The 25955-nt window shown below is 60.1% G+C and carries 26 protein-coding genes and 1 other RNA gene; 23 read left to right on the top strand and 4 right to left on the bottom strand.

What is annotated here, in order from left to right; all coding sequences use genetic code 11:
* Positions 1 to 118 precede the first annotated feature (118 nt).
* The 7 genes from rplM (at position 119) to AC3IUF_RS24640 (ending at position 5005) form a co-directional block, all read left to right on the top strand.
* The gene (rplM, locus tag AC3IUF_RS24670) at positions 119 to 547 is read left to right on the top strand and encodes a 50S ribosomal protein L13 (RefSeq protein WP_007917032.1); all 429 of its coding nucleotides are present in this window, start codon (positions 119 to 121) and stop codon (positions 545 to 547) included.
* 14 nt (positions 548 to 561) lie between these two features.
* Positions 562 to 954, top strand: a complete 393-nt coding sequence (gene rpsI / locus AC3IUF_RS24665) for a 30S ribosomal protein S9 (protein WP_003205364.1) — start codon at positions 562 to 564, stop codon at positions 952 to 954.
* A gap of 270 nt (positions 955 to 1224) precedes the next feature.
* Complete coding sequence (gene petA, locus AC3IUF_RS24660; RefSeq protein WP_007917031.1) at positions 1225 to 1818, top strand: ubiquinol-cytochrome c reductase iron-sulfur subunit; 594 nt, start codon at positions 1225 to 1227, stop codon at positions 1816 to 1818.
* Positions 1818 to 3029, top strand: coding sequence for a cytochrome b (locus tag AC3IUF_RS24655; protein ID WP_007917029.1), 1212 nt, complete (start codon positions 1818 to 1820; stop codon positions 3027 to 3029). The genes petA and AC3IUF_RS24655 overlap by 1 nt, the downstream gene beginning before the upstream one ends.
* Complete coding sequence (locus tag AC3IUF_RS24650; RefSeq protein ID WP_007917027.1) at positions 3029 to 3811, top strand: cytochrome c1; 783 nt, start codon at positions 3029 to 3031, stop codon at positions 3809 to 3811. Before AC3IUF_RS24655 ends, AC3IUF_RS24650 begins: the two co-directional genes overlap by 1 nt.
* A 146-nt stretch (positions 3812 to 3957) precedes the next feature.
* Positions 3958 to 4575, top strand: coding sequence for a glutathione S-transferase N-terminal domain-containing protein (locus AC3IUF_RS24645; RefSeq protein WP_007917025.1), 618 nt, complete (start codon positions 3958 to 3960; stop codon positions 4573 to 4575).
* A 16-nt stretch (positions 4576 to 4591) separates the two neighbouring features.
* Positions 4592 to 5005 carry a ClpXP protease specificity-enhancing factor gene (locus tag AC3IUF_RS24640; RefSeq protein WP_007917024.1) on the top strand — a complete coding sequence of 138 codons (414 nt, stop codon included), beginning with the start codon at positions 4592 to 4594 and terminating at the stop codon, positions 5003 to 5005.
* A gap of 51 nt (positions 5006 to 5056) precedes the next feature.
* On the opposite strand, the gene AC3IUF_RS24635 is transcribed toward AC3IUF_RS24640, so the two are convergent.
* The 4 genes from AC3IUF_RS24635 to AC3IUF_RS24620 form a co-directional block, all read right to left on the bottom strand.
* Entirely contained in the window at positions 5057 to 5635 is a 579-nt protein-coding gene (locus AC3IUF_RS24635) for a BON domain-containing protein (protein ID WP_007917023.1), read from the bottom strand.
* Positions 5632 to 6225, bottom strand: a complete 594-nt coding sequence (locus AC3IUF_RS24630) for a phosphoheptose isomerase (protein ID WP_007917022.1) — start codon at positions 6223 to 6225, stop codon at positions 5632 to 5634. Before AC3IUF_RS24630 ends, AC3IUF_RS24635 begins: the two co-directional genes overlap by 4 nt.
* 104 nt (positions 6226 to 6329) lie before the next feature.
* Positions 6330 to 6692: a YraN family protein gene (locus AC3IUF_RS24625; RefSeq protein ID WP_007917019.1), complete on the bottom strand. Its 363-nt coding sequence runs from the start codon at positions 6690 to 6692 to the stop codon at positions 6330 to 6332.
* A complete protein-coding gene (locus AC3IUF_RS24620) occupies positions 6692 to 8503 on the bottom strand; it encodes a penicillin-binding protein activator (RefSeq protein WP_007917016.1) in 1812 nt (603 codons plus the stop codon). The genes AC3IUF_RS24625 and AC3IUF_RS24620 overlap by 1 nt, the downstream gene beginning before the upstream one ends.
* Before the next feature lie 177 nt (positions 8504 to 8680).
* On the opposite strand from AC3IUF_RS24620, the gene rsmI reads away from it, so the two are divergent.
* The 16 genes from rsmI to ftsA all read left to right on the top strand — a co-directional run bounded on the left by rsmI (position 8681) and on the right by ftsA (position 25930).
* Entirely contained in the window at positions 8681 to 9586 is a 906-nt protein-coding gene (gene rsmI, locus AC3IUF_RS24615; RefSeq protein ID WP_034156477.1) for a 16S rRNA (cytidine(1402)-2'-O)-methyltransferase, read from the top strand.
* Positions 9587 to 9659: 73 nt separating this feature from the next.
* Positions 9660 to 10013, top strand: an RNA gene (gene rnpB / locus AC3IUF_RS24610) — RNase P RNA component class A.
* A 402-nt stretch (positions 10014 to 10415) separates the two neighbouring features.
* Positions 10416 to 10871: a division/cell wall cluster transcriptional repressor MraZ gene (gene mraZ, locus AC3IUF_RS24605; RefSeq protein ID WP_007917012.1), complete on the top strand. Its 456-nt coding sequence runs from the start codon at positions 10416 to 10418 to the stop codon at positions 10869 to 10871.
* Complete coding sequence (gene rsmH, locus AC3IUF_RS24600; protein ID WP_007917010.1) at positions 10868 to 11815, top strand: 16S rRNA (cytosine(1402)-N(4))-methyltransferase RsmH; 948 nt, start codon at positions 10868 to 10870, stop codon at positions 11813 to 11815. The genes mraZ and rsmH overlap by 4 nt, the downstream gene beginning before the upstream one ends.
* Complete coding sequence (gene ftsL, locus AC3IUF_RS24595) at positions 11812 to 12105, top strand: cell division protein FtsL (RefSeq protein ID WP_007917008.1); 294 nt, start codon at positions 11812 to 11814, stop codon at positions 12103 to 12105. Before rsmH ends, ftsL begins: the two co-directional genes overlap by 4 nt.
* On the top strand, positions 12105 to 13844 hold the full coding sequence (locus AC3IUF_RS24590) for a peptidoglycan D,D-transpeptidase FtsI family protein (protein WP_174245137.1): 1740 nt from the start codon (positions 12105 to 12107) through the stop codon (positions 13842 to 13844). The genes ftsL and AC3IUF_RS24590 overlap by 1 nt, the downstream gene beginning before the upstream one ends.
* Positions 13844 to 15307 carry a UDP-N-acetylmuramoyl-L-alanyl-D-glutamate--2,6-diaminopimelate ligase gene (locus AC3IUF_RS24585; protein ID WP_007917005.1) on the top strand — a complete coding sequence of 488 codons (1464 nt, stop codon included), beginning with the start codon at positions 13844 to 13846 and terminating at the stop codon, positions 15305 to 15307. The genes AC3IUF_RS24590 and AC3IUF_RS24585 overlap by 1 nt, the downstream gene beginning before the upstream one ends.
* Entirely contained in the window at positions 15300 to 16667 is a 1368-nt protein-coding gene (locus AC3IUF_RS24580) for a UDP-N-acetylmuramoyl-tripeptide--D-alanyl-D-alanine ligase (protein ID WP_489279559.1), read from the top strand. The genes AC3IUF_RS24585 and AC3IUF_RS24580 overlap by 8 nt, the downstream gene beginning before the upstream one ends.
* Positions 16667 to 17749: a phospho-N-acetylmuramoyl-pentapeptide-transferase gene (mraY, locus tag AC3IUF_RS24575; protein ID WP_007917000.1), complete on the top strand. Its 1083-nt coding sequence runs from the start codon at positions 16667 to 16669 to the stop codon at positions 17747 to 17749. Before AC3IUF_RS24580 ends, mraY begins: the two co-directional genes overlap by 1 nt.
* A 5-nt stretch (positions 17750 to 17754) precedes the next feature.
* Positions 17755 to 19101 carry a UDP-N-acetylmuramoyl-L-alanine--D-glutamate ligase gene (gene murD, locus AC3IUF_RS24570; RefSeq protein ID WP_489279558.1) on the top strand — a complete coding sequence of 449 codons (1347 nt, stop codon included), beginning with the start codon at positions 17755 to 17757 and terminating at the stop codon, positions 19099 to 19101.
* Positions 19098 to 20315: a putative lipid II flippase FtsW gene (gene ftsW / locus AC3IUF_RS24565; RefSeq protein ID WP_007916996.1), complete on the top strand. Its 1218-nt coding sequence runs from the start codon at positions 19098 to 19100 to the stop codon at positions 20313 to 20315. The genes murD and ftsW overlap by 4 nt, the downstream gene beginning before the upstream one ends.
* Entirely contained in the window at positions 20305 to 21375 is a 1071-nt protein-coding gene (murG, locus tag AC3IUF_RS24560) for an undecaprenyldiphospho-muramoylpentapeptide beta-N-acetylglucosaminyltransferase (protein ID WP_007916994.1), read from the top strand. Before ftsW ends, murG begins: the two co-directional genes overlap by 11 nt.
* Positions 21368 to 22828: a UDP-N-acetylmuramate--L-alanine ligase gene (murC, locus tag AC3IUF_RS24555; protein WP_007916992.1), complete on the top strand. Its 1461-nt coding sequence runs from the start codon at positions 21368 to 21370 to the stop codon at positions 22826 to 22828. Before murG ends, murC begins: the two co-directional genes overlap by 8 nt.
* Complete coding sequence (locus AC3IUF_RS24550; protein ID WP_110721097.1) at positions 22825 to 23784, top strand: D-alanine--D-alanine ligase; 960 nt, start codon at positions 22825 to 22827, stop codon at positions 23782 to 23784. Before murC ends, AC3IUF_RS24550 begins: the two co-directional genes overlap by 4 nt.
* Positions 23785 to 23788: 4 nt before the next feature.
* On the top strand, positions 23789 to 24655 hold the full coding sequence (locus tag AC3IUF_RS24545) for a cell division protein FtsQ/DivIB (RefSeq protein WP_007916989.1): 867 nt from the start codon (positions 23789 to 23791) through the stop codon (positions 24653 to 24655).
* A gap of 15 nt (positions 24656 to 24670) precedes the next feature.
* Positions 24671 to 25930, top strand: a complete 1260-nt coding sequence (ftsA, locus tag AC3IUF_RS24540; RefSeq protein ID WP_007916987.1) for a cell division protein FtsA — start codon at positions 24671 to 24673, stop codon at positions 25928 to 25930.
* The last annotated feature ends 25 nt before the right edge of the window (positions 25931 to 25955 follow it).

Here is a 25955-nt window from a genome sequence, read left to right as displayed (position 1 = left end):
CGCGCCGACCCGAGCCCCCGAAAGCGTCTGTATCCGGCTGCCTTTGACTTGTCAAAGTACGCACTATTCAGTAAGATCCGCCGTCTAATTTACAGGGCGGCCCCTGAGGCTATAAAGAATGAAAACTTTTACTGCTAAACCGGAAACAGTAAAGCGCGACTGGTTTGTCGTCGACGCTGCTGGTCAGACCCTGGGTCGTCTGGCCACCGAAATCGCGAGCCGTCTGCGTGGCAAGCACAAGCCTGAGTACACTCCTCACGTTGACACCGGCGACTACATCGTCGTAATCAACGCTGAGCAGATTCGTGTTACCGGTGCTAAAACCACTGACAAAATGTACTACTCCCACTCCGGTTTCCCGGGCGGCATCAAGTCGATCAACTTTGAAAAGCTGATCGCTAAAGCCCCTGAGCGCGTGATCGAGACCGCGGTTAAAGGCATGCTGCCTAAAAACCCACTGGGTCGCGACATGTACCGTAAGCTGAAAGTCTATGCGGGCGCTGCACACCCACATACTGCTCAGCAGCCCCAAGAACTGAAGTTTTAACGGAATAGTACATTATGTCGGCGACTCAAAATTACGGCACTGGCCGTCGCAAGACCGCAACCGCACGCGTTTTCCTGCGTCCGGGTACTGGTAACATCTCCATCAACAACCGTTCGCTGGATAACTTCTTCGGCCGCGAAACTGCCCGCATGGTAGTTCGTCAGCCGCTGGAGCTGACCGAGACTGTCGAGAAGTTCGACATCTACGTCACCGTGATCGGTGGTGGTGTAAGTGGTCAAGCTGGCGCAATCCGCCACGGCATCACTCGCGCTCTGATGGACTACGACGAAACCCTGCGTGGCGCTCTGCGCAAAGCTGGCTTCGTTACTCGCGACGCCCGTGAAGTTGAACGTAAGAAAGTTGGTCTGCGTAAAGCGCGTAAGCGTCCGCAGTACTCGAAGCGTTAATTCCGCTTCCGCGTTCAAAAAGAACGCCCGCCTCCTCACGGAAGCGGGCGTTTTTTTATGCCTGTGATTTATCAAAGAATTGCGCTGCGACAACTTGCCACTTCCGTAGACCCCCTATACTGCAAGGCTTGAGGGTAAGAGCTCCGGGTAATTCCCTTGTCAGAATTGGGGCTTTTCATTACCATCTCGGCAAAATTTTTATAAGTAACATTGATTTATTTAGTAGACGCCTGATTTAACAGGCCACAAAAGCTGATGGGAGAGGACTGAATGAGCAATGACGGCGTGAATGCAGGCCGGCGTCGCTTCTTGGTAGCAGCCACATCCGTGGTGGGTGCTGCAGGAGCGGTGGGGGCTGCGGTCCCGTTCGTGGGGTCATGGTTTCCCAGTGCCAAGGCGAAAGCCGCCGGTGCACCGGTGAAAGTGAATGTCAGCAAAATCGAGCCAGGACAGCAGATGATTGCTGAATGGCGCGGCCAGCCGGTGTTCATTGTCCGCCGTACCGAGGAAATCCTGGGGAATCTCAAGAAGATCGAGGGCCAGCTCTCCGATCCAACCTCCAAAAACTCCACGCAACCCACCTATGTCGACCCTGAAGTGCGCTCGATCAAGCCGGAAATTCTGCTGCTGATCGGGATCTGCACACACTTGGGTTGCTCACCAACCTTCCGTCCCGAAGTGGCACCTGCGGATCTCGGTAAAGACTGGGTCGGTGGCTATTTCTGCCCTTGCCATGGTTCCCACTACGATCTGGCTGGCCGCGTCTACAAGTCGCAACCTGCGCCTTTGAACCTGCCAGTTCCCCCGCATTCCTATGAGACCGATGACCTGATTGTCATTGGCGTCGATACGGAGAAAGCGTGATGAGCAAGTTCATGGATTGGGTTGATGCGCGCTTTCCCGCGACCAAAATGTGGGAAGACCATCTCAGCAAGTATTACGCTCCAAAAAACTTCAACTTCTTCTATTTCTTCGGCTCCTTGGCGCTGCTGGTGCTGGTGAATCAGATCGTTACCGGTGTCTGGCTGACGATGAGTTACACGCCGTCGGCAGAAGAAGCCTTCGCTTCCGTTGAATACATCATGCGCGACGTCGAGTACGGCTCGATCCTGCGTCTGCTGCACTCGACCGGCGCTTCGGCGTTTTTCATCGTGGTTTATCTGCACATGTTCCGTGGCCTGCTCTACGGTTCGTACCAGAAACCGCGCGAGCTGGTCTGGGTCTTCGGCATGCTGATTTACCTGGCGCTGATGGCCGAAGCCTTCATGGGTTATCTGTTGCCTTGGGGTCAGATGTCCTACTGGGGTGCCCAGGTGATCATCTCGCTGTTCGGTGCGATTCCGGTGATCGGAAACGACCTGACGCAGTGGATTCGTGGTGACTACCTGATCTCCGGGATCACCCTGAACCGCTTCTTCGCCTTGCATGTGGTGGCTCTGCCAATCGTGATTCTCGGTCTGGTCGTGCTGCACATTCTGGCCTTGCACGAAGTCGGTTCGAACAACCCTGACGGCGTCGACATCAAGAAGCACAAAGACGAAAACGGCATCCCGCTGGACGGCATTGCCTTCCACCCGTACTACACCGTGAAAGACATAGTCGGTGTCGTGGTGTTTCTGTTTATCTTCTGTTTTATTGTGTTCTTCTTCCCGGAAATGGGCGGCTACTTCCTCGAAAAACCAAACTTCGAGCAGGCTAACCCGTTCAAGACACCAGAGCACATTGCCCCGGTCTGGTACTTCACGCCGTTCTACGCAATCTTGCGGGCGATCCCCGACAAGCTCATGGGTGTGATTGCCATGGGCGCGGCGATTGCGGTGCTATTCGTGCTGCCATGGCTGGACCGCAGTCCGGTCAAATCGATGCGCTATAAGGGCTGGATGAGCAAAATCTGGCTGCTGGTGTTCTGCATTTCGTTCGTGATTCTGGGCATTCTCGGTGTTCTTGCGCCGACGCCGGAGCGAACCTTGCTGTCGCAGGTCTGCACCTTCCTGTACTTCGCCTACTTCATTCTGATGCCGTTCTACACCAGGCTCGAGAAGACCAAACCGGTTCCGGAAAGGGTGACTGGCTGATGAAAAAGTTATTTTTCGCTCTGATTTTTGCTGCTTTGCCTGTCCTGTCTTTCGCTGCTGAGCACGGAGGTCCTGAGCTGGAGAAAGTCGACATCGACGTTTCCGACAAGGCCGCCCTGCAGGATGGCGCACGTACTTTTGCCAACTATTGCATGGGTTGCCACAGTGCCAAGTTCCAGCGTTACGAGCGGGTTGCCGATGATCTGGGCATTCCTCACGAAATGATGCTGGAGAAGCTGGTGTTCACCGGCGCCAAGATCGGCGATCACATGAACATCGGCATGCAGCCGGCGGACGCCAAGACCTGGTTCGGCGCGGCACCACCGGATCTGACCCTGGTGGCGCGCGTGCGTGGTACTGACTGGCTTTACGGTTACCTGCGCTCGTTCTACGAAGATCCGGCACGTCCTTGGGGTGTAAACAACAAGGTCTTCCCGAACGTCGGCATGCCTAACGTGCTGGTCGGCCTGCAAGGTCGCCAGGTCGTGGGCTGCAAACAGGTGCAGATCGTCGAAGACGGCAAGAAGCAATATGATCCGTTGACCGGCACGCCTCTGACGCATGAAGCGTGCGATCAACTGACCATCGTGCCGAAATCCGGTGCTCTGAACGAAGAGCAGTTCGATGAGAAGGTCAAGAATCTGGTAACCTTCCTGGCTTACTCGGCTAACCCGGTTAAGCTGCAACATCAGCGCATCGGTACTTATGTCTTGCTGTACCTGGCGTTCTTCTTTGTGTTCGCCTACCTGCTCAAGCGTGAATACTGGAAAGACGTGCACTGATACGCTTCAAGCATTGCTGTTAATCGCGCGCGCCCAAGGGCGCCTCCAATAACGCAACGTCTGGTTCGCCAAGCGTTGCGGGAGGCGCCCTCTGGGCGCGCGCGTTTTTCCGGTTCCGACAAATTCAACAAGCGAGGAGGATCGCCATGGGCGTGACCAATCGGTTGGCCTGTTACTCCGACCCCGCCGACCACTATTCCCACCGAGTGCGCATTGTGCTTGCAGAGAAGGGTGTCAGCGCCGAGATCATTTATGTGGAAGCTGGTCGCCAGCCGCCTAAACTGATTGAGGTAAACCCTTACGGCAGTCTGCCGACGCTGGTCGATCGTGACCTGGCGTTGTGGGAGTCGACCGTGGTGATGGAATATCTGGATGAGCGTTACCCGCACCCGCCGTTGATGCCGGTTTACCCGGTGGCGCGTGCCAACAGCCGCCTGCTGATTCATCGTATTCAGCGCGACTGGTGTGGTCTGGTGGATCTGATTCTGGATCCCAAGTCCAAGGAGGCCGCGCGTGTCGTGGCGCGCAAGGAATTGCGTGAAAGCCTGACGGGCGTGTCGCCGCTGTTTGCCGACAAGCCGTTTTTCCTCAGTGAGGAACAAAGTCTGGTGGATTGCTGCCTATTGCCAATACTCTGGCGTTTGCCGATTCTGGGTATTGAACTGCCGCGGCCAGCCAAGCCGCTGCTTGATTATATGGAGCGCTCGTTTGCGCGTGAGGCTTTCCAGGCGAGTCTGTCTGGTGTCGAACGCGATATGCGCTAAGGCTTAAGGAGCCGCTATGAACTCCAGTCGACCTTATCTGGTCCGCGCGCTCTACGAGTGGATTGTTGATAACGATTGCACCCCGCACATGCTGGTCAATTCCGAATACCCGGCGGTGCAGGTGCCGCAGGGTTTCGCCAGTGACGGGCAGATTGTCCTGAACATCTCGCCAAGTGCCGTGCGTCATCTGCACATGGACAACGACGTGGTGACCTTCGAAGGTCGCTTCGGTGGTGTCCCGCACAGCTTGTACGTGCCGATCAGCGCGATCCTGGGGATCTACGCCCGGGAGAACGGTCAGGGCATGGTGTTCGATCTCGAGTCGCCGATGGATGACGAGGAAGAGATCGAGTCGGATGACGACTTGCCACCACCGGACAGCGAGCCGCCGCGCCCTAGCGGCCGGCCAAGCCTGAAAGTGGTGAAGTAATAAAAAAGGCGATCCGGATGGATCGCCTTTTTTGTGTGCGCGTTTCAGCTATCAGTCGATGTATTCGAAGAGTTTGACGATCTTCTGCACGCCGGAAACGCCCTGAACCAGATTGGTCGCCTGGGTGGCTTCCTGTTTGGTCAGCAGGCCCAGCAGATAGACAATACCGTTCTCGGTCACGACCTTGATGCGCGAGCCAGGGATGCTGGCGTCGGTGAGCATCTGGGTCTTGATCTTGGAGGTCAACCAAGTGTCATTCTGACGAGCCAGGAAGCCGGACGGCGGTATGACCTGCAGTTCGTTGTGAACGGTTTTTACCCGTTGCACGGCGGCTGCTGCCTGCTCAGCCTTGGCTTTCAAGTCTGCGCGAGGGGTTTGACCGGCCAGCAAGACAACACCGTTGAAACTGGTGACGACGATGTGCGAATCGTTGTCCAGGGCCGGGTCGGCCTTGGCCACGTTCACACCGACTTTGGTTTCGATCAACGAGTCGTCGATCTTGCTACCGAAGGTGCGCGTGCCACGGTCGTCGTCGATCGGTGCTTCACGGCTGGCGTTCACCACCGAGGTGCAGCCGCTGATGCCGAGGCACAGGGTCAAGGCCAGAAGGCCAAGGCGATTAGGGGTCATTCTTCACTCCCGAACAGTTGGCTGTCGATCAGATCGCAAAGGCAATGGATCGCCAGCAAGTGGACTTCTTGAATACGTGCGGTGACATTGGCCGGAACGCGAATCTCGACGTCTTCGGGCAGCAGCAGCGACGCCATGCCGCCGCCATCGCGTCCGGTCATAGCTACGACAATCATTTCGCGATCATGTGCGGCCTGGATCGCTTGAATAATGTTCGCCGAGTTGCCGCTGGTCGAAATAGCCAGCAGGACATCGCCTGGCTGACCGAGCGCGCGGATCTGTTTGGAGAACACTTCGTTGTAGCTGTAGTCATTGGCGATCGAAGTGATCGTCGAGGTATCGGTGGTCAGGGCGATAGCTGGCAGGCTCGGACGCTCGCGCTCGAAGCGGTTGAGCAACTCGGAGGAGAAGTGCTGGGCATCGCCGGCTGAGCCGCCATTGCCGCACGAAAGCATTTTGCCTTCGTTGAGCAGGGCGTTGACCATGATCTGGCTGGCTTGCTCGATGTGCGGTGCAAGTACGTCCATCGCCTGTTGCTTGGTGTCGATACTGGCCTGGAAAAGCTGGCGAATTCGGGATTGCATGTCCATCTGTGTGACCTTAAGTAGCGCGGCTGTCCGGCACATGAATGTGCAGCCCGCAAAGCAAAGAGCAAAATTTGTCGGTGGGATTGTCCGGGTCGCAACGCCTGCGATCAACTGTCGAAAGCATTCTGCAACCAGTTCAGTTGATCCGGATGGCTGTCGATAGCCACCACGTCGAAGCGGCAAGGGGAATTGGCCCAACGCGACTCGCGCTGAAGAAAATACTGTGCAGCGAAAATCAGTTTCTGCTGCTTGCGCCCATCGATGCTAGCGAGCGCGCCACCCCATTGAGTGTTTTTTCTGTAGCGAACTTCAACGAATACTACTGTATCGCCATCAAGCATGACCAGATCAAGCTCGCCGCGTTTGCATAACCAGTTCTGCGCCAGCAGGCGCAGACCGTGTTGTTGCAGATGCTCGAGCGCCTGGCGCTCGGCATCCTTACCGCTTTGCGAGCGTGACCTGTCGGGCATCAGCGCGGGGTGTCCGGCAGGCGCTGCACCTGGCCGCTGACGAACTGTGCCCAAGGCAATTGACGCACGACCCGTTGGGTCTGGGTCATGCCGAGGCTGCCCGACTCACCGTCGATGCGGCTGTCCGGCAGCGCTTTGAGTTGCCCCAGGCGCGGAGCCAAGCGATAGGCATCGACACCCATCGCGTACAGGCGGCCGAGGCTGCCGGCGGCTTGCGGCCACTGCGCAACCACTTGCTGACGCAATGGGTCACTGCTGTCCAGCAGCCATGGGGTTTCGCAGAAGCGAATGCCGTTCATGTCGTTGTACTGGTTGACGTCGCCACTGGCGCTGTAAACGTGCGAGGTCGCGTAAACCGGAACGTCACCGGCGTACTGGAAATTCAGGGTCGGCTTGATCTGCTGCGCCTGTTGTGGCGTGGCAGCAAGGAAGATGAACTCGATGTCCTGACGACGCGACGGCTGCGCGGCGACGTTAGTGCCGGCGGCATTTTGCAGGCTCTTGGCGCGGGCTTCGCTCTGACGCAGCTGGAACATGTCAGCGATCTGCTGAGCCAGTTGCACCGGCTGATCAACGCGTTCGGTGGCTACGATGCTGCCGCCGTTAGCCTGCCAGTCCTGGCTGAACGCACGCAGTACGCGGTCGCCCCATTCGCCTTTCGGCACCATGATGGCGGCGCGGTGCAGGCCATCGGCACGGGCGCGGCGCGAGACTTCGCGGGCTTCGTCTTCAGCGGCCAGACCAAACTGGAACAGCTGCGCCGGGCCTTGATCACCTTCGCTGTAGTTCAGCGCGAGGGTGGTGATCGGCAGTTGCGGACGGGTGCTCAGCTGTTTGACCAGTGGTTTTTCCAGCGGGCCGACAACCAATTGCACGCCATCAGCCTGAGCCTTGCGGTAGAACTCGTCCATCGAGGTCAGCTTCGAGCTGTCGTAGAACTCGATCGCTGGTGGCTTTTGCCCGGCCTGTTGAGCCTGGTAGTGCGCGGCCATGAAGCCTTCACGCAGTGCCTTGCCGACGGCGGCCAATTGACCGTCCTGTGGCAGCAGCAGGGCGATTTTGCTCAGCGGCTGGCTGGCCAGTTCCTTGAGTTTGGTCAGCGGCAGCGGCAGGTTGATTGCGGCCGGGTGTTTTGGATTCTGCGCGCGCCAGGTGTCGATCGCGGCTTGCTGCTGTTCCAGGGTGCCTGCGGATTTCACCGCCATGGCCAGGCCCATCCAGCCGCCGAGATCGTCGGTGCTGTTCGGTTGCAGTTGGTCGGTCGGCAGCGAACCAATCAGGGTCCAGATCGCTTCGTGGTTCTTGCTCGCGGCTTCGCCTTGCAGCATCGGAGCGATAAACACGCGCTCGCGGGCGGCGGCGAGTGTCTGGCCATCGGCTTCAAGGGCGCGGGCATGCACGGTGCCGGTGCGCACTTGCTGCTCTTCAGGCATCTCACCCAAATGTTGCAGGCTTGGATGGCTCAGGGCCGTCAGCGCAGCTTTCGGCTGATTGCGGGTCATGGCCAGCTCAGCATTCAGCGTGCTGGCGAAAATCTGCTGGCCTGGCTTCAGTTGCTCCATCGGCACTTGTTGCAGGATCTGCGCAGACTGGCCGGCGTTACCCTGACGGTAAGCCAGATCCGCAGCACTCAGGCGCAGCAGGGCGGCTTTTTCCGGGGTTTTCGCCTGGCTAGCCTGTTCGAGCAGTTGCTCGATGCTGGCATCCGGGGTCCGTGGAAGTTCGCCAAGGCTGGAGGAAGGGGAGCTGGCGCAAGCCGCCAACAGGGCAGCGAGGCAGAGGGCAGTGAACAGCCGCAGGCAAGCGATCATGTAAGTGTTCCTGATACTCGATCAAATTAGCGTCGAATTGTACCCAAGCACTGGCCGGGGCGCGATGTTACTGGCGTGAATCGGACGATTTAGCTGGAGTAAATGTTGCGGCGGCGCACAACTGCGCGCAAAACCATGGTGGGTCGAGGCGCGTCGCAAGCCTCGTGTCGCGCTACAATGGCCGCTTTTACCGATCACGAGGTGTGCGCTTTGACTGCTCCAGGTTCCCTGAATTCCGCTGCTGGCTCGCTTTATGTGGTGGCGACGCCCATCGGCAACCTGGACGACATCAGCGCCCGGGCATTGAAGATCCTCCGTGAAGTCGCCTTGATCGCCGCCGAGGACACCCGTCACTCGGCGCGCCTCATGCAGCACTTCGGGATCGGCACGCCGCTGGCTGCGTGTCACGAACACAATGAACGAGATGAAGGTAGCCGCTTTATTACCCGCTTGCTGGCCGGTGATAACGTCGCGCTGATTTCCGATGCCGGGACGCCGCTGATTTCCGATCCGGGTTATCATTTGGTGCGTCAGGCTCGCGCAGCCGGAATCAATGTGGTGCCGGTGCCGGGTGCTTGTGCGCTTATCGCCGCGTTGTCGGCGGCGGGGCTGCCATCCGATCGTTTTATCTTTGAAGGTTTTCTGCCGGCCAAGTCGGTCGGGCGCAAGGCGCGACTGGAAGCCGTTAAAGAAGAGCCGCGCACGCTGATCTTTTACGAAGCTCCGCACCGCATTCTTGAATGTCTGCAGGATATGGAAGCAGTGTTTGGTGGAGAGCGTCAGGCATTGCTCGCTCGTGAAATCACCAAAACCTTTGAAACGCTTAAAGGTCTGCCATTGGCTGAGTTGCGTGCATTCGTCGAATCCGACAGCAATCAGCAACGCGGCGAATGCGTGGTGCTGGTCGCCGGCTGGACCGCGCCGGAGTCTGAAGACGCCGTCAGCAGCGAAGCGATGCGCATCCTCGATCTGCTCCTCGAAGAAATGCCGCTCAAGCGTGCCGCCGCGCTGGCAGCGCAGATCACCGGCGAGCGCAAAAACGTGTTGTATCAGGTCGCGCTGGATAAACAGAAAGGCGTGTAAGCCGTCGCCCATAGCGGTCTTGAGGCTTTTAGCGCTTGTTCTTCGGGCGCTCTGCCGTTAACCTTCGCGGCGGAGAGTCGATCGGACAGTCGCTGCCCTCTATGAAAATTAGGGGGGGGAGGAAAGTCCGGGCTCCATAGGGCGAAGTGCCAGGTAATGCCTGGGAGGCGTGAGCCTACGGAAAGTGCCACAGAAAATAACCGCCTAAGCGCTTCGGCGCCGGTAAGGGTGAAAAGGTGCGGTAAGAGCGCACCGCACGTCTGGCAACAGTTCGTGGCTAGGTAAACCCCACTTGGAGCAAGACCAAATAGGGTCCCAAGGCGTGGCCCGCGCTGGGACCGGGTAGGTTGCTAAAGATGTCCAGTGATGGCCATCGTAGACGAATGACTGTTCAAGACAGAACCCGGCTTACAGATCGACTCTCCACCTTTTTCTTTCCCTGCTTGAATCAATGGCAACAGGGCTGTGTAACATCAGCAAGCCTGGGCTGAAAGTTCGGCAGCGGCAAACGCAGTAATAGCCATTTCCCACCTTGCTTCAATCAACAGCAGAAGCGCTTTTGTAATACCGAAAAAATCTTACTCTTAACAAATTACTTTAACTTTCGAGCGCAGCTATCAGTGCTGCATCAGGTTATGGGTCAAAAGTCTGCGCCAGATTGTCGTTACTCCTCCTTTTATGCTCCTAAATCTCCGTTCTGTAAGGGTTTTCCTTTAATCCGCGCCTTGACGGTGTGGTGGGCGCATTCCTATAGTGTGCGCAAGTGGCGGAAAGTGGCATGAAGTGGGTTTTTTGAGCTCAAAACGATAAAAATTGGAGAAACGCAGACGTGTTTCGCGGAGCTAACGCTATCAGTCTCGACGCAAAGGGCCGTCTCGCTATGCCGAGCCGGTACCGTGACGAGCTCGATTCGCGCAGTTCCGGCCAATTGATCGTGACCATTGATGCCGTTGATCCGTGTCTGTGTGTCTATCCGCTCGACGAGTGGGAAATTATTGAAACCAAGTTGCGCGCACTCCCTTCGCTTCGCGAAGAGAACCGTCGCCTGCAGCGTTTATTGATTGGCAACGCCGTCGACCTCGAGCTCGATGGCAGTGGTCGTTTTCTGGTTCCGCCGCGTCTGCGCGAATACGCCAAATTGGATAAGCGCGCGATGCTGGTAGGCCAACTGAACAAGTTCCAATTGTGGGACGAGGATGCATGGAACGCGGTATCTGCCGCTGACCTTGCTGCCATTCAACAACCGGGCGCGATGCCTGATGAACTGCGTGATTTGATCCTGTGACTATTGATAGCGGCTTTAACCACATCACCGTACTGCTTGACGAAGCCGTCGAGGCTCTCGCCGTACGTCCTGATGGCTGCTATCTGGACGGCACGTTCGGGCGCGGCGGCCACAGCCGGCTGATCCTCAGCCAGCTCGGCACGGACGGTCGGCTCATCGGATTCGACAAAGATCCACAAGCGATTGCCACCGGGCAAACGCTAGCGGCCGAAGACGGCCGCTTTGTCGTTGTGCAGCGCAGCTTTGCCGAGCTCGGTTCGGTGGTTGCCGAACAGGGTCTGAGCGGCAAGGTCAGCGGTATTCTGCTCGACCTCGGCGTGTCTTCGCCGCAGCTCGACGACGCCGAGCGCGGTTTCAGTTTCCTCAACGACGGCCCGCTCGACATGCGCATGGACCCGTCCCGCGGCATCAGCGCTGCCGAATTCGTCAACACCGCGCCGGCTGAGGAAATCGCCCGGGTGTTCAAGGAATACGGCGAAGAGCGATTCTCCGGTCGCATGGCTCGCGCGGTCGCCGAACGTCGCGATATCAAGCCGTTCGAGCGCACCGCCGATCTGGCTGAAGTGTTGAAAGTCGCCAACCCGGCATGGGAAAAGGGCAAGAACCCGGCCACCCGTGCATTCCAGGGTTTGCGCATTCACGTCAACAACGAGCTGGGTGATCTGGAAGCCGGCCTCGAAGCCGCACTGGATGCTCTGGAAGTTGGCGGCCGTCTGGTCGTGATCAGCTTCCACTCGCTGGAAGACCGCATCGTCAAACTGTTCATGCGCAAGCTGGTGAAAGGCGAAGCCGACAACCTGCCGCGCAACCTGCCGGTTCGCCATGTCGCGTTCGAACCGAAAATCAAAGTCCATGGCAAAGCGCAGACGGCCTCCGACGCCGAACTCAAAGCCAACCCACGTTCCCGTAGCGCCGTCATGCGCGTCGCGGAGAAGCTGCGGTGAGCAAGCTTTTCGCCAAGCCACTGCCCGGCGGCAGCTTTCTGATGCTGCTGCTGTTTATCGGCGTGCTCGTGTCGGCCATCGCCGTGTCGTACAGCGCGCACTGGAACCGGCAGTTGCTCAACACCCTTTACAACGAACTCAGCGTGCGCGACAAGGCGCAGGCCGAGTGGGGCCGTCTGATTCTTGAACAGAGCACCTGGACCGCGCACAGCCGCATCGAAGTGCTGGCCACCGAACAATTGAAAATGCACATCCCCGGCGCGGCTGACGTGAAGATGGTGGCGCCATGATGAAACTCGAAGGCGCACTGTTCCCATGGCGCTTCCGCCTGATGGTGGCGCTGCTTGGCATCATGGTCGCGGCGATCTGCTGGCGCATCATCGACCTGCAAGTGGTTGACCGTGACTTCCTCAAAGGTCAGGGCGATGCGCGCAGCCTGCGTCACATTCCGATTCCGGCTCACCGTGGTCTGATCACCGACCGTAACGGCGAGCCTTTGGCCGTGAGTACCCCGGTGACCACGCTGTGGGCCAACGCCAAGGAAATGCAAACGGCGAAAGAGAAGTGGCCGGCACTCGCCGCCGCGCTGGGTCAGGACCCGAAAGCCCTGACTGAACGCCTCGAAGCCCAGGCCAACAAAGAATTCATTTATCTGGTGCGCGGGCTGACCCCCGAGCAAGGCCAGGCTGTGCTCGACCTGAAAGTGCCGGGCGTTTATGGCATCGAAGAATTCCGCCGGTTCTATCCGGCCGGTGAAGTCACCGCACACATGGTCGGGTTTACCGACATCGACGACCACGGTCGCGAAGGTGTCGAACTGGCTTATGACGAATGGCTCGCCGGGGTGCCGGGCAAACGACAGGTCATCAAGGATCGGCGCGGACGGCTGATCAAGGATGTCCAGGTCACCAAAAACGCCAAGGCCGGCAAGCCCTTGGCGTTGTCCATTGACCTGCGCCTGCAATATCTGGCCAACCGCGAGCTGCGTAACGCGATCATCGAGAACGGCGCCAAGGCCGGCAGCCTGGTGATCATGGACGTCAAGACCGGCGAGATTCTGGCCATGGTCAACCAGCCGACCTACAACCCGAACAACCGCCGCAACCTGCAACCGGCGATGATGCGTAACCGCGCGATGATCGACGTGTTCGAACCGGGTTCGACCATGAAAGCCATCTCGATGGCTGCCGCAATCGAAACCGGCCGCTGGAAACCGAGCGACACCGTCGAGGTGTATCCGGGCTCCCTGCAGATCGGCAAATACACCATCAAGGACGTCTCCAAGAGCGAAGGTCCGGTGCTCGACCTGACCGGCATCCTGATCAATTCCAGTAACGTCGGCATGAGTAAGGTCGCGTTCGATATCGGCGGCGAAACGATTTTCCGCCTCGCGCAGAAAGTCGGCCTCGGCCAGGACACCGGCCTTGGCTTCCCGGGCGAACGTGTCGGCAACCTGCCGAACTACCGCGATTGGCGCAAGGCTGAAACCGCAACGCTTTCTTACGGCTACGGTATTTCCGTGACCGCGATTCAGCTCGTCCACGCGTTCTCGGCATTGGCCAACAACGGTCGTCTCGCGCCGTTGACCCTGATCAAAACCGACAAGCCACCGCAGACCACGCAGGTGCTGCCGGAAGCCGTCGCGAAAACCCTGCAAGGCATGCTTACTCAGGTGATCGAAGCGCCGCGCGGCGTGTTCCGTGCGCAGGTGCCGGCGTATCACGTGGCGGGCAAGTCGGGTACTGCGCGTAAGACCTCGGTGGGCACCAAGGGCTATGCGGAAAACTCTTACCGCTCGCTGTTCGCCGGTTTCGGTCCGATGAGCGATCCGCGTTACGCCATCGTTGTCGTGATTGATGAACCGTCCAAGGCCGGTTACTTCGGTGGTCTGGTTTCCGCGCCGGTGTTCAGCCGTGTGATGTCCGGCACCCTGCGTCTGATGAACGTAACGCCGGACAACCTGCCGACGACGCAACAAGCCAACGCTACCCCGGTCGTTCCGCTGAAAGCCAATGGAGGGCGCGGCTGATGTCATTAAGTCTGAACAAGATATTCCCCCACGCCGGCCACGATCTGTTGATCCGTGAATTGGCGCTGGACAGCCGCAACGTACGCGCGGGCGATTTGTTCCTCGCCGTGCCCGGCGGCAAATTCGATGGCCGTGCGCACATCGCCGATGCCTTGCAACGCGGCGCGGCGGCTGTAGCGTATGAAGTTGAAGGTGCCACCGTGCTGCCGATCACCGACGTGCCGCTGATTCCGGTCAAAGGTCTGGCGGCGCAGCTGTCGGACATCGCCGGGCGTTTTTACGGTGAGCCAAGTCATCACCTGAACTTGATCGGCGTGACCGGCACCAACGGCAAAACCAGCGTGACCCAATTGGTTGCGCAGGCGCTGGATCTGCTCGGTCAGCATTGCGGCATCGTTGGGACCTTGGGTTCCGGCTTCTATGGCGCACTGCAAAGCGGTCTGCACACCACGCCGAATCCGATCGCCGTGCAAGCAACGTTGGGCGACCTGAAAAAGGCCGGCGCCAAAGCCGTGGCCATGGAAGTCTCGTCCCACGGTCTGGATCAGGGCCGCGTCACTGCGCTGGCGTTCGACGTCGCGGTGATGACCAACCTGTCCCGCGACCACCTGGACTATCACGGCACCATGCAGGCGTACGCCGAGGCCAAGGCCAAGCTGTTCGCCTGGAATGATCTGAAGTGCCGCGTGGTCAACCTCGACGACGATTTCGGCCGGCAACTGGCCGCTGAAAAACGCGAATCGCGCCTGATCACCTACAGCCTGCTCGACAGCAGCGCCTATCTATATTGCCGCGAAGCGCAGTTCGATGACCACGGCGTGCGCGCCACACTGGTGACGCCGCAGGGCGAACATCATCTGCGCAGCACCTTGCTCGGTCGTTTCAACCTGAGCAACGTACTGGCAGCCGTCGGCGCCTTGCTCGGTCTGGATTACGCGCTCGACGAAATTCTCAAAGTACTGCCGAAACTCGAAGGCCCGGCCGGTCGCATGCAGCGTCTTGGCGGTGGCACTCAGCCGTTGGTGGTGGTCGATTACGCCCACACCCCGGATGCGCTGGAAAAGGTTCTGACCGCTTTGCGCCCGCACGTCAAAGGTCAACTGCTGTGCCTGTTCGGCTGCGGCGGTGACCGTGATCGCGGTAAGCGTCCGTTGATGGCCGAAGTGGTCGAGCGTCTGGCCGATCAGGTGCTGGTCACCGACGACAACCCCCGCACTGAAGATCCGGCAGTGATTTTCGATGACATCCGCGCCGGTTTCACGGCTGTGGATAAAGTCACCTTCGTCGCCGGCCGTGGTCAGGCGATCGCGCAACTGATTGCCGGCGCGTCCGCCGATGACGTGATTGTGCTGGCCGGTAAAGGTCATGAGGACTATCAGGAAATCAACGGCGAGCGCCACGCTTTCTCCGATCTGGTCGAGGCTGATCACGCCCTGACCGCTTGGGAGGTGGCCCATGCTTAAGGCCCTCAAACTCAGCGAACTGACCAACGCGCTCGACGCCCGTTTGATCGCCGCCGATGCCAGTTTCGACGGCGTCAGCATCGACAGTCGCGCGATCCAGCCAGGCCAACTGTTTATAGCGCTGACCGGCCCGCGTTTCGATGGTCATGACTATCTGAATGATGTCGCTGGCAAAGGCGCCGTTGCCGCGCTGGTCGAGCGTGAAGTCGCCGACAGCACGCTGCCGCAACTGCTGGTCAAAGACACCCGTCAGGCCCTCGGCCAATTGGGTGCCTTGAACCGTGCCGCGTTCACTCAGCCAGTCGCTGCCATCACTGGCTCCAGCGGCAAGACCACGGTCAAGGAAATGCTCGCGAGCATCCTGCGCACCCGCGGTCCGGTGCTGGCGACCCGTGGCAATCTGAACAACGACCTCGGCGCACCGCTGACCCTGCTCGAACTGGCCCCGGAACACACTTCGGCGGTGATCGAACTGGGCGCCTCGCGTCTGGGTGAAATCGCTTACACCGTTGGCCTGACCAAGCCGCACGTGGCGATCCTCAACAATGCCGGCACCGCGCATGTTGGTGAGTTCGGCGGGCCGGAAAAAATCGTCGAAGCCAAAGGCGAAATCATCGACGGGCTGGCGGCCGATGGTGTCGCCGTGCTCAACCTCGATGACAAGGCTTTCGGTATCTGGAAGACCCGTGCGGGCGCGCGCAAAGTGCTGACTTTTGCCTTGAGCAACACGCACGCGGACTTTTACGCCAGCGATCTGAGCACCGATGCCCGTGGTTGCCCGGCCTTCAATCTGCACACACCTGAAGGTGTCGAGCGCGTTCAACTGAACCTGCTCGGCACGCATAACGTCGCCAACTCCATGGCCGCCGCCGCTGCCGCTCACGCCTTGGGCGTGTCGCTGTTCGGCATCGCCACCGGGCTTGGCGCCGTGCAACCGGTCAAGGGTCGCACCGTCGCGCAACTGGCGAAAAACGGTATGCGCGTGATCGATGACACTTACAACGCAAACCCCACCTCGATGTGCGCGGCCGTTGATATACTCGCCGGCTTTTCCGGCCGCACCGTCCTGGTGCTCGGAGATATCGGCGAGTTGGGCGATTGGGCGGAGCAGGGGCACCGCGACGTGGGCGAGTACGCCCGGGGCAAGGTTTCCGCGCTTTATGCCGTCGGGCCAAACATGGTTCACGCCGTAAACGCTTTCGGTGAACAGGCGCATCACTTCGGCACGCAAGCCGAACTGATTCAGGCCCTCGACGCCGAGCAGGACACAAAAACCACCATTTTGATCAAGGGTTCGCGCAGTGCAGCGATGGAAAACATCGTTGCGGCTCTGTGCGGGTCCAGTCTGGAGAAACATTAATGCTGCTGCTGCTAGCGGAGTATCTGCAACAGTTCTACAAAGGCTTCGCGGTCTTTCAGTACCTGACCCTGCGCGGGATTCTCGGTGTGCTGACCGCGCTGGTTTTGTCGCTGTGCTATGGCCCGTGGATGATCCGCACTTTGCAGAACCGTCAGATCGGTCAGTCCGTTCGTAATGATGGCCCGCAATCGCACCTGTCCAAGTCGGGTACACCGACCATGGGCGGCGCACTGATTCTGTCTTCGATCGGCGTCAGCACTCTGCTTTGGGCTGACCTGAGCAACCGCTACGTCTGGACTGTTTTGTTGGTGACTCTGTTGTTCGGCGCCATCGGCTGGGTCGACGATTACCGCAAAGTCATCGAGAAGAACTCGCGTGGTCTGCCGAGCCGCTGGAAGTATTTCTGGCAGTCGGTGTTTGGCCTCGGCGCGGCGATCTTCCTTTATATGACTGCGTCCACCCCGGTGGAAACCACGCTGATTCTGCCGATGCTCAAGGACTACAGCATTCCGCTGGGCCTCGGTTTCATCGTGCTGACCTACTTTGTGATCGTCGGCTCGAGCAACGCGGTCAACCTGACTGACGGCCTCGATGGCCTGGCAATCATGCCGACCGTGATGGTCGGTGGTGGCCTCGGCATCTTCTGCTACCTGTCGGGTAACGTGAAATTCGCTGAATACCTGTTGATCCCTTACGTGCCGGGCGCGGGCGAACTGATCGTGTTCTGCGGCGCGCTGATCGGTGCCGGTCTCGGCTTCCTGTGGTTCAACACCTATCCGGCGCAAGTGTTCATGGGTGACGTCGGTGCCCTGGCACTCGGCGCGGCGCTGGGCACCATCGCGGTGATCGTCCGTCAGGAAATCGTCCTGTTCATCATGGGCGGCGTGTTCGTGATGGAAACCCTGTCAGTCGTCATTCAGGTTGCGTCCTTTAAGCTGACCGGTCGCCGTGTGTTCCGCATGGCACCGATCCACCACCATTTTGAACTCAAGGGCTGGCCCGAGCCGCGCGTGATCGTCCGTTTCTGGATCATCACCGTGATTCTCGTGCTGATCGGCCTTGCCACCCTGAAGCTGAGGTAGAACGAGTGTCTCTGATCGCTTCTGACCACTTCCGCATCGTTGTCGGCCTCGGCAAGAGCGGCATGTCCCTGGTTCGCTTCCTGGCGAACCGGGGCACGTCGTTTGCCGTGGCCGACACGCGGGAAAATCCACCGGAACTGGCCACGCTCAAGCGTGACTATCCGCACGTGGAAGTGCGTTGTGGCGAGCTGGACGTCGAATTCCTGTGCCGTGCCGACGAGCTCTACGTGAGCCCCGGCCTGGCGCTGGCGACCCCGGCCCTGCAAGCCGCTGCGGCCCGTGGCGTGAAACTGTCCGGCGACATCGAGCTGTTCGCGCGTAACGCGCGGGCGCCGATCGTGGCCATCAGCGGTTCCAACGCGAAAAGCACCGTCACCACTTTGGTCGGCGAGATGGCGGCTGCGGCCGGCAAACGTGTCGCCGTCGGCGGCAACCTTGGCACTCCGGCGCTGGATCTGCTCAGCGACGACGTCGAGCTGTACGTCATGGAGCTGTCGAGTTTCCAACTGGAAACCACCGACCAGCTCAATGCCGAAGTGGCCACCGTGCTGAACATCAGCGAAGACCACATGGATCGCTACAGCGGTCTACCGGCGTACCACTTGGCCAAGCACCGGATCTTCCGTGGTGCCAAGCAGTTCGTGGTCAACCGTCAGGATGCGCTGACTCGTCCGTTGATGGGTGAGGGCCAGCCGTGCTGGACCTTCGGTCTGAGCAAACCGGATTTCAAGGCATTCGGTATCCGCGAAGAAGATGGTGAGAAGTACCTGGCCTTCGAATTCCAGAACCTGATGCCAGTGCGTGAATTGAAGATTCGCGGTGCACACAACCAGTCCAACGCCCTCGCGGCGCTGGCGCTGGGGCATGCCGTGGGCTTGCCTTTCGACGCCATGCTCTCGGCGCTGCGCACCTTCGCCGGCCTCGAACATCGCTGCCAGTGGGTGCGTGATCTCGATGGCGTGGCGTATTACAACGATTCCAAAGCGACCAACGTTGGCGCCGCACTGGCGGCCATCGAAGGTCTCGGCGCGGACATCGACGGCAAGGTCATCCTGATCGCCGGTGGCGATGGCAAGGGTGCCGAATTCAACGATCTGCGTGATCCGGTCGCGGCCAACTGCCGCGCCGTGATCCTGATGGGCCGCGACTCCGACAAGATCGGTGCGGCAATCGGTGATGCCGTGCCGCTGATTCGCGCGACCTCACTGGTCGACGCCGTTGCGCAATGCCGCGCCGCCGCCCGGCCGGGTGACGTCGTGCTGCTGTCGCCGGCCTGTGCCAGTTTCGACATGTTCAAGAATTACGAAGACCGTGGTCACCAGTTCGTCCGCGCTGTGGAGGATCTGGCATGAGCCTGCGCAATATCATCAAACCGTATCCGTCGCCGATCATCACCGGGCGCGGTATCGACCTCGATTTCCCGATGCTCGCCGGTTGCCTGGCGCTGCTCGGTCTCGGTTTGATCATGATCGCCTCGGCGTCCACCGAAGTGGCAGCCGCGCAGTCGGGCAGTCCGCTGTATTACATGATTCGCCACCTTATTTATGTGGTGCTGGGTCTGGGCGCGTGCATCGTCACCATGATGATTCCGATCGCCACCTGGCAACGTCTCGGCTGGCTGATGCTGATCGGTGCGTTTGGCTTGCTGGTGATGGTGATCATTCCCGGCATCGGTCGCGAAGTGAACGGTTCGATGCGCTGGATCGGTTTCAGCTTCTTCAACGTGCAGCCGTCCGAGATCGCCAAAGTGTTCGTGGTGATCTACCTCGCCGGTTATCTGGTGCGTCGCCAGAAAGAGGTGCGTGAAAGCTGGATGGGCTTCTTCAAGCCGTTCATCGTGCTGCTGCCGATGGCCGGTCTGTTGCTGATGGAACCGGACTTCGGGGCCACCGTAGTAATGATGGGTGCTGCGGCGGCCATGCTGTTCCTCGGCGGGGTCGGACTGTTCCGCTTCTCGCTGATGGTGGTGTTGGCGGTCGGGGCCGTGGTCTTGCTGATTCAGATGCAGCCATATCGTATGGCGCGTCTGACCAACTTCGCCGACCCGTGGGCTGACCAGTTCGGCGCCGGCTATCAGTTGTCGCAAGCCCTGATCGCCTTCGGTCGCGGTGAATGGCTGGGCGTCGGTCTGGGCAACAGCGTGCAGAAGCAGTTCTACCTGCCGGAAGCGCACACTGACTTCGTGTTCTCGGTACTGGCTGAAGAACTCGGCGCCGTGGGTTCGCTGTGCACCGTCGCGCTGTTCGTGTTCGTGTGTATTCGCGGCATGTACATCGGCTTGTGGGCGGAGAAAGCCAAGCAGTTCTTTGCCGCGTATGTGGCTTACGGTCTGTCGTTCCTGTGGATTGGTCAGTTCCTGATCAACATCGGTGTGAACGTCGGCCTGCTGCCAACCAAGGGTCTGACCTTGCCGTTCCTCAGTTACGGCGGCAGTTCGTTGGTGATCTGCTGTGCCTGTCTCGGCTTGTTGCTGAGGATCGAGTGGGAGAGTCGAACCCATCTGGGCAGTGAAGAGATGGAATTCCATGAGAGCGACTTCGCCGAGGAGCCGAATCATGGGCGCTAACGTATTGATCATGGCCGGCGGCACCGGCGGCCACGTATTCCCGGCGCTGGCCTGTGCCCGCGAGTTTCAGGCGCGCGGCTACACCGTGCACTGGCTCGGCACGCCACGCGGGATCGAGAACGAACTGGTGCCGGCGGCAGGTCTTGAACTGCACCGCATCAACGCTACCGGCCTGCGCGGCAAGGGCAAGCTGTCGCTGCTCAAGGCGCCGTTCATGCTGCTCAAATCGGTGTGGCAGGCGCGGGCGATCATTCGTCGCTTGAAGCCTGTGTGTGTGGTCGGCTTCGGTGGTTATGTGACCGGTCCCGGTGGCCTCGCCGCGAAACTGGCCGGCGTGCCGGTGATCGTTCACGAGCAGAACGCCGTGGCCGGCACCGCCAATCGGTTGCTGGTGCCGTTCGCCGCCCGGGTGTGTGAAGCGTTCCCCGACACCTTTACTCTGTCGGACACCCGCCGTACCACCGGAAACCCGGTGCGCAGCGAGCTGTTCCTCGATACATCGCGACCTGCCCTGGCCGGTCGCAAAGCGCGTTTGCTGATCCTCGGCGGAAGCCTTGGCGCAGAACCGTTGAACAAGTTGCTGCCTGAAGCCCTGGCCCAAGTCGCTGCCGATTTGCGCCCGGAAGTGTTTCATCAGGCTGGCAAAAACCACGATGAAGTGACTGCAGAGCGTTACCGCGCCGCCGGCGTGGAAGCGCAGGTGCAGCCGTTCATCAAAGACATGGCCCAGGCCTATGGCTGGGCTGACCTGGTGGTGTGTCGCGCAGGCGCGTTGACCATCAGTGAGCTGGCTGCCGCCGGTCTGCCCTCGATGCTGGTGCCTTTGCCCCACGCGATCGACGATCACCAGACCCGCAACGCCGATTATTTGGCCCGCGAAGGCGCTGCCTTCCTGATGCCGCAAAGAACGACTGGTGCCGCGGACCTTGCCGCGCGCCTGACAGAGGTCTTGATGCAACCGCAACGACTCGAAGATATGGCCCAAGCGGCCCGCCGTCTGGCGAAACCCGATGCCACCCGTAGCGTGGTCGATACCTGTCTGGAGGTGGCCCATGGTTGAGAATCAGAAAGCCATGCCGCAACCGGAAATGCGCCGCATCCGTCGCATCCACTTCGTCGGCATCGGCGGCGTGGGCATGTGCGGTATTGCCGAAGTGTTGTTGAACCTGGGCTACCAAGTGTCCGGTTCCGACCTGAAAGCTTCGCCGGTGACCGAGCGTCTGGAATCGTTCGGCGCGCAGATTTTCATCGGCCACCGTGCCGAGAACGCTGCGACCGCCGATGTGCTGGTGGTGTCTAGCGCGGTAAATACCTCGAACCCGGAAGTCGCGACTGCGCTTGAGCGCCGCATTCCGGTTGTACCGCGTGCCGAAATGCTTGCGGAACTGATGCGCTATCGCCACGGCATCGCTGTCGCCGGTACGCACGGCAAAACCACCACCACCAGCCTGATCGCTTCGGTGTTCGCCGCGGGTGGTCTGGACCCGACGTTCGTCATCGGTGGTCGTCTGAATGCCGCGGGCACCAATGCCCAGCTCGGCACCAGCCGTTACCTGATCGCCGAAGCCGATGAAAGCGATGCGAGTTTTCTGCATCTGCAACCGCTGGTGGCCGTGGTCACCAACATCGACGCCGACCACATGGCGACCTACGACGGTGACTTCAACAAACTGAAGAAAACCTTCGTCGAGTTCCTGCACAACCTGCCGTTCTACGGCTTGGCAGTGATGTGCCTGGACGATCCGGTGGTGCGCGAAATCCTGCCGCTGGTGAAACGTCCGACCGTGACCTACGGCTTCAGCGAAGACGCTGACGTGCGCGCGATCAATATTCGCCAGCAAGGCATGCAGACGTTCTTCACCGTGCTGCGCCCGGATCGTGAACCGCTGGACGTGTCGGTGAACATGCCCGGCAACCACAACGTCCTCAACTCGCTGGCGACCATCTGCATCGCCACCGACGAAGGCGTCAGCGATGAAGCCATCGTTCAGGGCCTTTCGGGCTTCCAGGGCGTGGGCCGACGCTTCCAGGTCTACGGCGAACTGCCGGTGGACGGGGGCAACGTGATGCTGGTCGACGACTACGGTCACCACCCGACCGAAGTCGCCGCGGTGATCAAAGCCGTGCGCGGTGGCTGGCCGGAGCGCCGTCTGGTGATGGTGTATCAGCCGCACCGTTACAGCCGCACCCGCGACCTGTACGACGACTTCGTCAATGTACTGGCCGACGCCAACGTGCTGCTGCTGATGGAAGTTTATCCGGCCGGCGAAGAGCCGATCCCGGGCGCTGACAGCCGCAAGCTGTGCAACAGCATCCGCCAGCGCGGTCAGCTCGACCCGATCTACATCGAGCGTGGCGTCGATCTGGCGCCGCTGGTCAAGCCGCTGCTGCGTGCCGGCGACATCCTGCTGTGCCAGGGCGCCGGTGATATCGGCGGTCTCGCGCCGAAGCTGTTGAAAAGTGAATTGTTCGCTGGCGCCGTGGCGGCGTCGGTCGAGGGGAAGTTGAAATGACTGCTGCCTACGCCAACCTGTTCTCCACCATCGCGCCAAAAGACTTCGGCCGCGTCGCCGTGCTCTTCGGCGGGCTGAGTGCCGAGCGTGAGGTTTCGCTGAAATCCGGTAACGCCGTACTTGAAGCGCTGCAAAGTGCTGGCGTGGACGCGTTCGGCATCGACGTTGGCGACGACATTCTGCAACGTCTGCTCAGCGAAAAGATCGACCGCGCCTTCATCATTCTTCACGGCCGTGGCGGTGAAGACGGCTCCATGCAGGGCCTGCTCGAAGTGGCGGGCATTCCGTACACCGGCAGCGGCATTCTGGCCTCGGCACTGGCGATGGACAAACTGCGCACCAAGCAGGTCTGGCACAGCCTCGGGATTCCGACGCCGCGTCACGCCGTGCTGTGCAGCGAAGCCGATTGTATTTCGGCGGCGACGGAACTGGGCTTCCCTTTGATCGTCAAACCGGCGCATGAAGGTTCAAGTATCGGGATGGCCAAAGTGAGTTCTGCGTCCGAGTTGATCGACGCATGGAAAGCGGCCAGTACCTACGATTCGCAAGTCTTGGTTGAGCAATGGATTCAAGGTCCGGAGTTCACCATCGCCACCCTGCGTGACCAGGTGTTGCCTCCTATTGCCCTGGGTACACCGCACACGTTCTACGACTACGACGCCAAGTACATCGCCAACGATACCCAGTACCGCATTCCGTGCGGGCTGGATGCCGCCAAGGAACAGGAACTCATGGATCTCACGGCCAAGGCCTGTGAGGCGCTGGGTATTGCCGGTTGGGGCAGGGCGGACGTGATGCAGGACGCCGACGGGCAGTTCTGGTTTCTGGAAGTGAACACCGCTCCGGGCATGACCGATCACAGTCTGGTGCCGATGGCCGCGCGTGCGGCTGGCCTGGATTTCCAGCAACTGGTTCTGGCCATTCTGGCCGCCAGTGTTGAAGACGCTCGAGGTTAAGACGATGCAAGGCGCTCAGCTCCGACATCAGCCTCCCGCACCCGGCCGCAAGCCGGTGCCACGGGGTGCCAGCCGAATGGTGGCGAAAGAGCCGATGTCCGCGCGCCTGCCGAAAGCCAATTTCAGCTTTCTGAAAAGTCTGTTCTGGCCGGTGCTGTTGGTGGTGCTGGGCTTTGGCACTTACGAAGGCGCGACGCGTTTGCTGCCGTACGCCGACCGGCCGATCACCAAGATCGCCGTGCAGGGCGACCTGAGCTACATCAGCCAGCAAGCGGTGCAGCAGCGTATCGCCCCGTATGTGGCGTCGAGCTTCTTCACCATCGACCTGGCCGGTATGCGCACCGAGCTTGAGCAGATGCCGTGGATCGCCCACGCCGAAGTACGTCGGGTGTGGCCGGACCAGGTGGTGATCCGCCTCGAAGAACAATTGCCGGTGGCGCGTTGGGGCGACGAGTCGTTGCTGAACAATCAGGGCCAGGCGTTTACGCCCAAGGAACTGGCGAATTACGAACACCTGCCACAGCTGTTCGGCCCACAACGGGCTCAGCAGCAAGTCATGCAGCAGTATCAGGTGCTGAGCCAGATGCTGCGGCCGTTGGGCTTCTCGATTGCGCGCCTGGAATTGCGTGAACGCGGGAGTTGGTTCCTGACCACCGGTGCCGGCAGTTCCGGCCCCGGCATCGAGTTGCTGCTGGGACGCGGCAACCTGGTGGAAAAGATGCGCCGCTTTATCGCCATCTATGACAAGACGCTTAAAGACCAGATTACGAACATTGCGCGCATCGATCTGCGCTATGCCAACGGCCTCGCTGTTGGCTGGCGGGAACCAGTAGCGCCGACGACAGCCCAACCCGCTGTCGCAAAGAATTAAGAAGAGGCAGGACCCATGGCAAACGTGCAAAGCGGCAAAATGATCGTCGGTCTCGATATCGGCACCTCCAAGGTGGTGGCGCTGGTCGGCGAGGTCTCCGACGACGGCTCGCTGGAAATCGTCGGGATCGGTACCCATCCGTCCCGTGGCCTGAAGAAGGGCGTGGTGGTCAACATCGAGTCCACCGTGCAATCGATCCAGCGCGCGATCGAAGAGGCCCAACTGATGGCGGGCTGCCGCATTCACTCGGCGTTCGTCGGCGTGGCGGGCAATCACATCCGCAGCCTGAACTCCCACGGCATCGTCGCGATCCGTGATCGTGAAGTCAGCTCGGCTGACCTTGAGCGCGTGCTCGACGCCGCTCAGGCTGTAGCTATCCCGGCTGACCAGCGCGTGCTGCACACCCTGCCGCAGGATTACGTGATCGATAACCAGGAAGGCGTGCGCGAGCCGCTGGGCATGTCCGGCGTGCGTCTGGAAGCCAAGGTTCACGTGGTCACCTGCGCCGTCAACGCCGCACAGAACATTGAAAAATGCGTGCGTCGCTGCGGTCTGGAAATCGACGACATCATTCTCGAGCAACTGGCCTCGGCCTACTCGGTGCTGACCGACGACGAGAAAGAACTCGGCGTGTGCCTGGTCGACATCGGCGGCGGCACCACCGACATCGCGATCTTTACTGAAGGCGCGATCCGCCACACCGCAGTGATCCCGATTGCCGGTGATCAGGTGACCAACGACATCGCCATGGCGTTGCGCACCCCGACCCAGTACGCCGAAGAGATCAAGATCCGCTACGCCTGCGCCCTGGCCAAACTGGCCGGTGCCGGTGAAACCATCAAGGTGCCGAGTGTTGGCGATCGTCCACCGCGCGAACTGTCGCGTCAGGCCCTGGCTGAAGTGGTCGAGCCGCGTTACGACGAACTGTTCACCCTGATCCAGGCCGAGCTGCGTCGCAGCGGCTACGAAGACCTGATCCCGGCCGGCATCGTCCTCACCGGCGGTACGTCGAAGATGGAAGGCGCCACTGAACTGGCCGAAGAAATCTTCCACATGCCGGTCCGCCTCGGCGTACCGCATGGCGTGAAAGGTCTGGATGACGTGGTGCGCAACCCGATTTATTCCACTGGCGTGGGCTTGTTGATGTACGGCCTGCAAAAGCAGTCCGACGGGGTTTCGTTCTCCGGCATCGGCAGCCGCGACAGCTACAGCAACGAAGAGCCACAGGCGCCGTTGCTGGACCGATTGAAGAAGTGGGTTCAAGGCAACTTCTAAAGCTTTACCGCAACACCGCAACAAA

It is taken from the genome of Pseudomonas sp. KH_040, from assembly GCF_057839305.1.
The sequence above is the reverse complement of the archived record's forward strand: the minus strand, read 5'-3'. Positions and strand labels throughout refer to the sequence as shown.

Coding starts and splice junctions, on each gene's coding strand:
- AC3IUF_RS24640 (WP_007917024.1), top strand. CDS start 4,592: ATGAACTCCAGTCGACCTTATCTGGTCCGCGCGCTCTACGAGTGGATT.
- rplM (WP_007917032.1), top strand. CDS start 119: ATGAAAACTTTTACTGCTAAACCGGAAACAGTAAAGCGCGACTGGTTT.
- AC3IUF_RS24650 (WP_007917027.1), top strand. CDS start 3,029: ATGAAAAAGTTATTTTTCGCTCTGATTTTTGCTGCTTTGCCTGTCCTG.
- AC3IUF_RS24585 (WP_007917005.1), top strand. CDS start 13,844: ATGTCATTAAGTCTGAACAAGATATTCCCCCACGCCGGCCACGATCTG.
- AC3IUF_RS24580 (WP_489279559.1), top strand. CDS start 15,300: ATGCTTAAGGCCCTCAAACTCAGCGAACTGACCAACGCGCTCGACGCC.
- AC3IUF_RS24550 (WP_110721097.1), top strand. CDS start 22,825: ATGACTGCTGCCTACGCCAACCTGTTCTCCACCATCGCGCCAAAAGAC.
- AC3IUF_RS24655 (WP_007917029.1), top strand. CDS start 1,818: ATGAGCAAGTTCATGGATTGGGTTGATGCGCGCTTTCCCGCGACCAAA.
- AC3IUF_RS24590 (WP_174245137.1), top strand. CDS start 12,105: ATGAAACTCGAAGGCGCACTGTTCCCATGGCGCTTCCGCCTGATGGTG.
- ftsW (WP_007916996.1), top strand. CDS start 19,098: ATGAGCCTGCGCAATATCATCAAACCGTATCCGTCGCCGATCATCACC.
- AC3IUF_RS24545 (WP_007916989.1), top strand. CDS start 23,789: ATGCAAGGCGCTCAGCTCCGACATCAGCCTCCCGCACCCGGCCGCAAG.
- rsmI (WP_034156477.1), top strand. CDS start 8,681: ATGGCCGCTTTTACCGATCACGAGGTGTGCGCTTTGACTGCTCCAGGT.
- murC (WP_007916992.1), top strand. CDS start 21,368: ATGGTTGAGAATCAGAAAGCCATGCCGCAACCGGAAATGCGCCGCATC.
- AC3IUF_RS24635 (WP_007917023.1), bottom strand. CDS start 5,635: ATGACCCCTAATCGCCTTGGCCTTCTGGCCTTGACCCTGTGCCTCGGC.
- mraY (WP_007917000.1), top strand. CDS start 16,667: ATGCTGCTGCTGCTAGCGGAGTATCTGCAACAGTTCTACAAAGGCTTC.
- rpsI (WP_003205364.1), top strand. CDS start 562: ATGTCGGCGACTCAAAATTACGGCACTGGCCGTCGCAAGACCGCAACC.
- ftsA (WP_007916987.1), top strand. CDS start 24,671: ATGGCAAACGTGCAAAGCGGCAAAATGATCGTCGGTCTCGATATCGGC.
- AC3IUF_RS24630 (WP_007917022.1), bottom strand. CDS start 6,225: ATGGACATGCAATCCCGAATTCGCCAGCTTTTCCAGGCCAGTATCGAC.
- AC3IUF_RS24620 (WP_007917016.1), bottom strand. CDS start 8,503: ATGATCGCTTGCCTGCGGCTGTTCACTGCCCTCTGCCTCGCTGCCCTG.
- AC3IUF_RS24625 (WP_007917019.1), bottom strand. CDS start 6,692: ATGCCCGACAGGTCACGCTCGCAAAGCGGTAAGGATGCCGAGCGCCAG.
- murG (WP_007916994.1), top strand. CDS start 20,305: ATGGGCGCTAACGTATTGATCATGGCCGGCGGCACCGGCGGCCACGTA.
- AC3IUF_RS24645 (WP_007917025.1), top strand. CDS start 3,958: ATGGGCGTGACCAATCGGTTGGCCTGTTACTCCGACCCCGCCGACCAC.
- petA (WP_007917031.1), top strand. CDS start 1,225: ATGAGCAATGACGGCGTGAATGCAGGCCGGCGTCGCTTCTTGGTAGCA.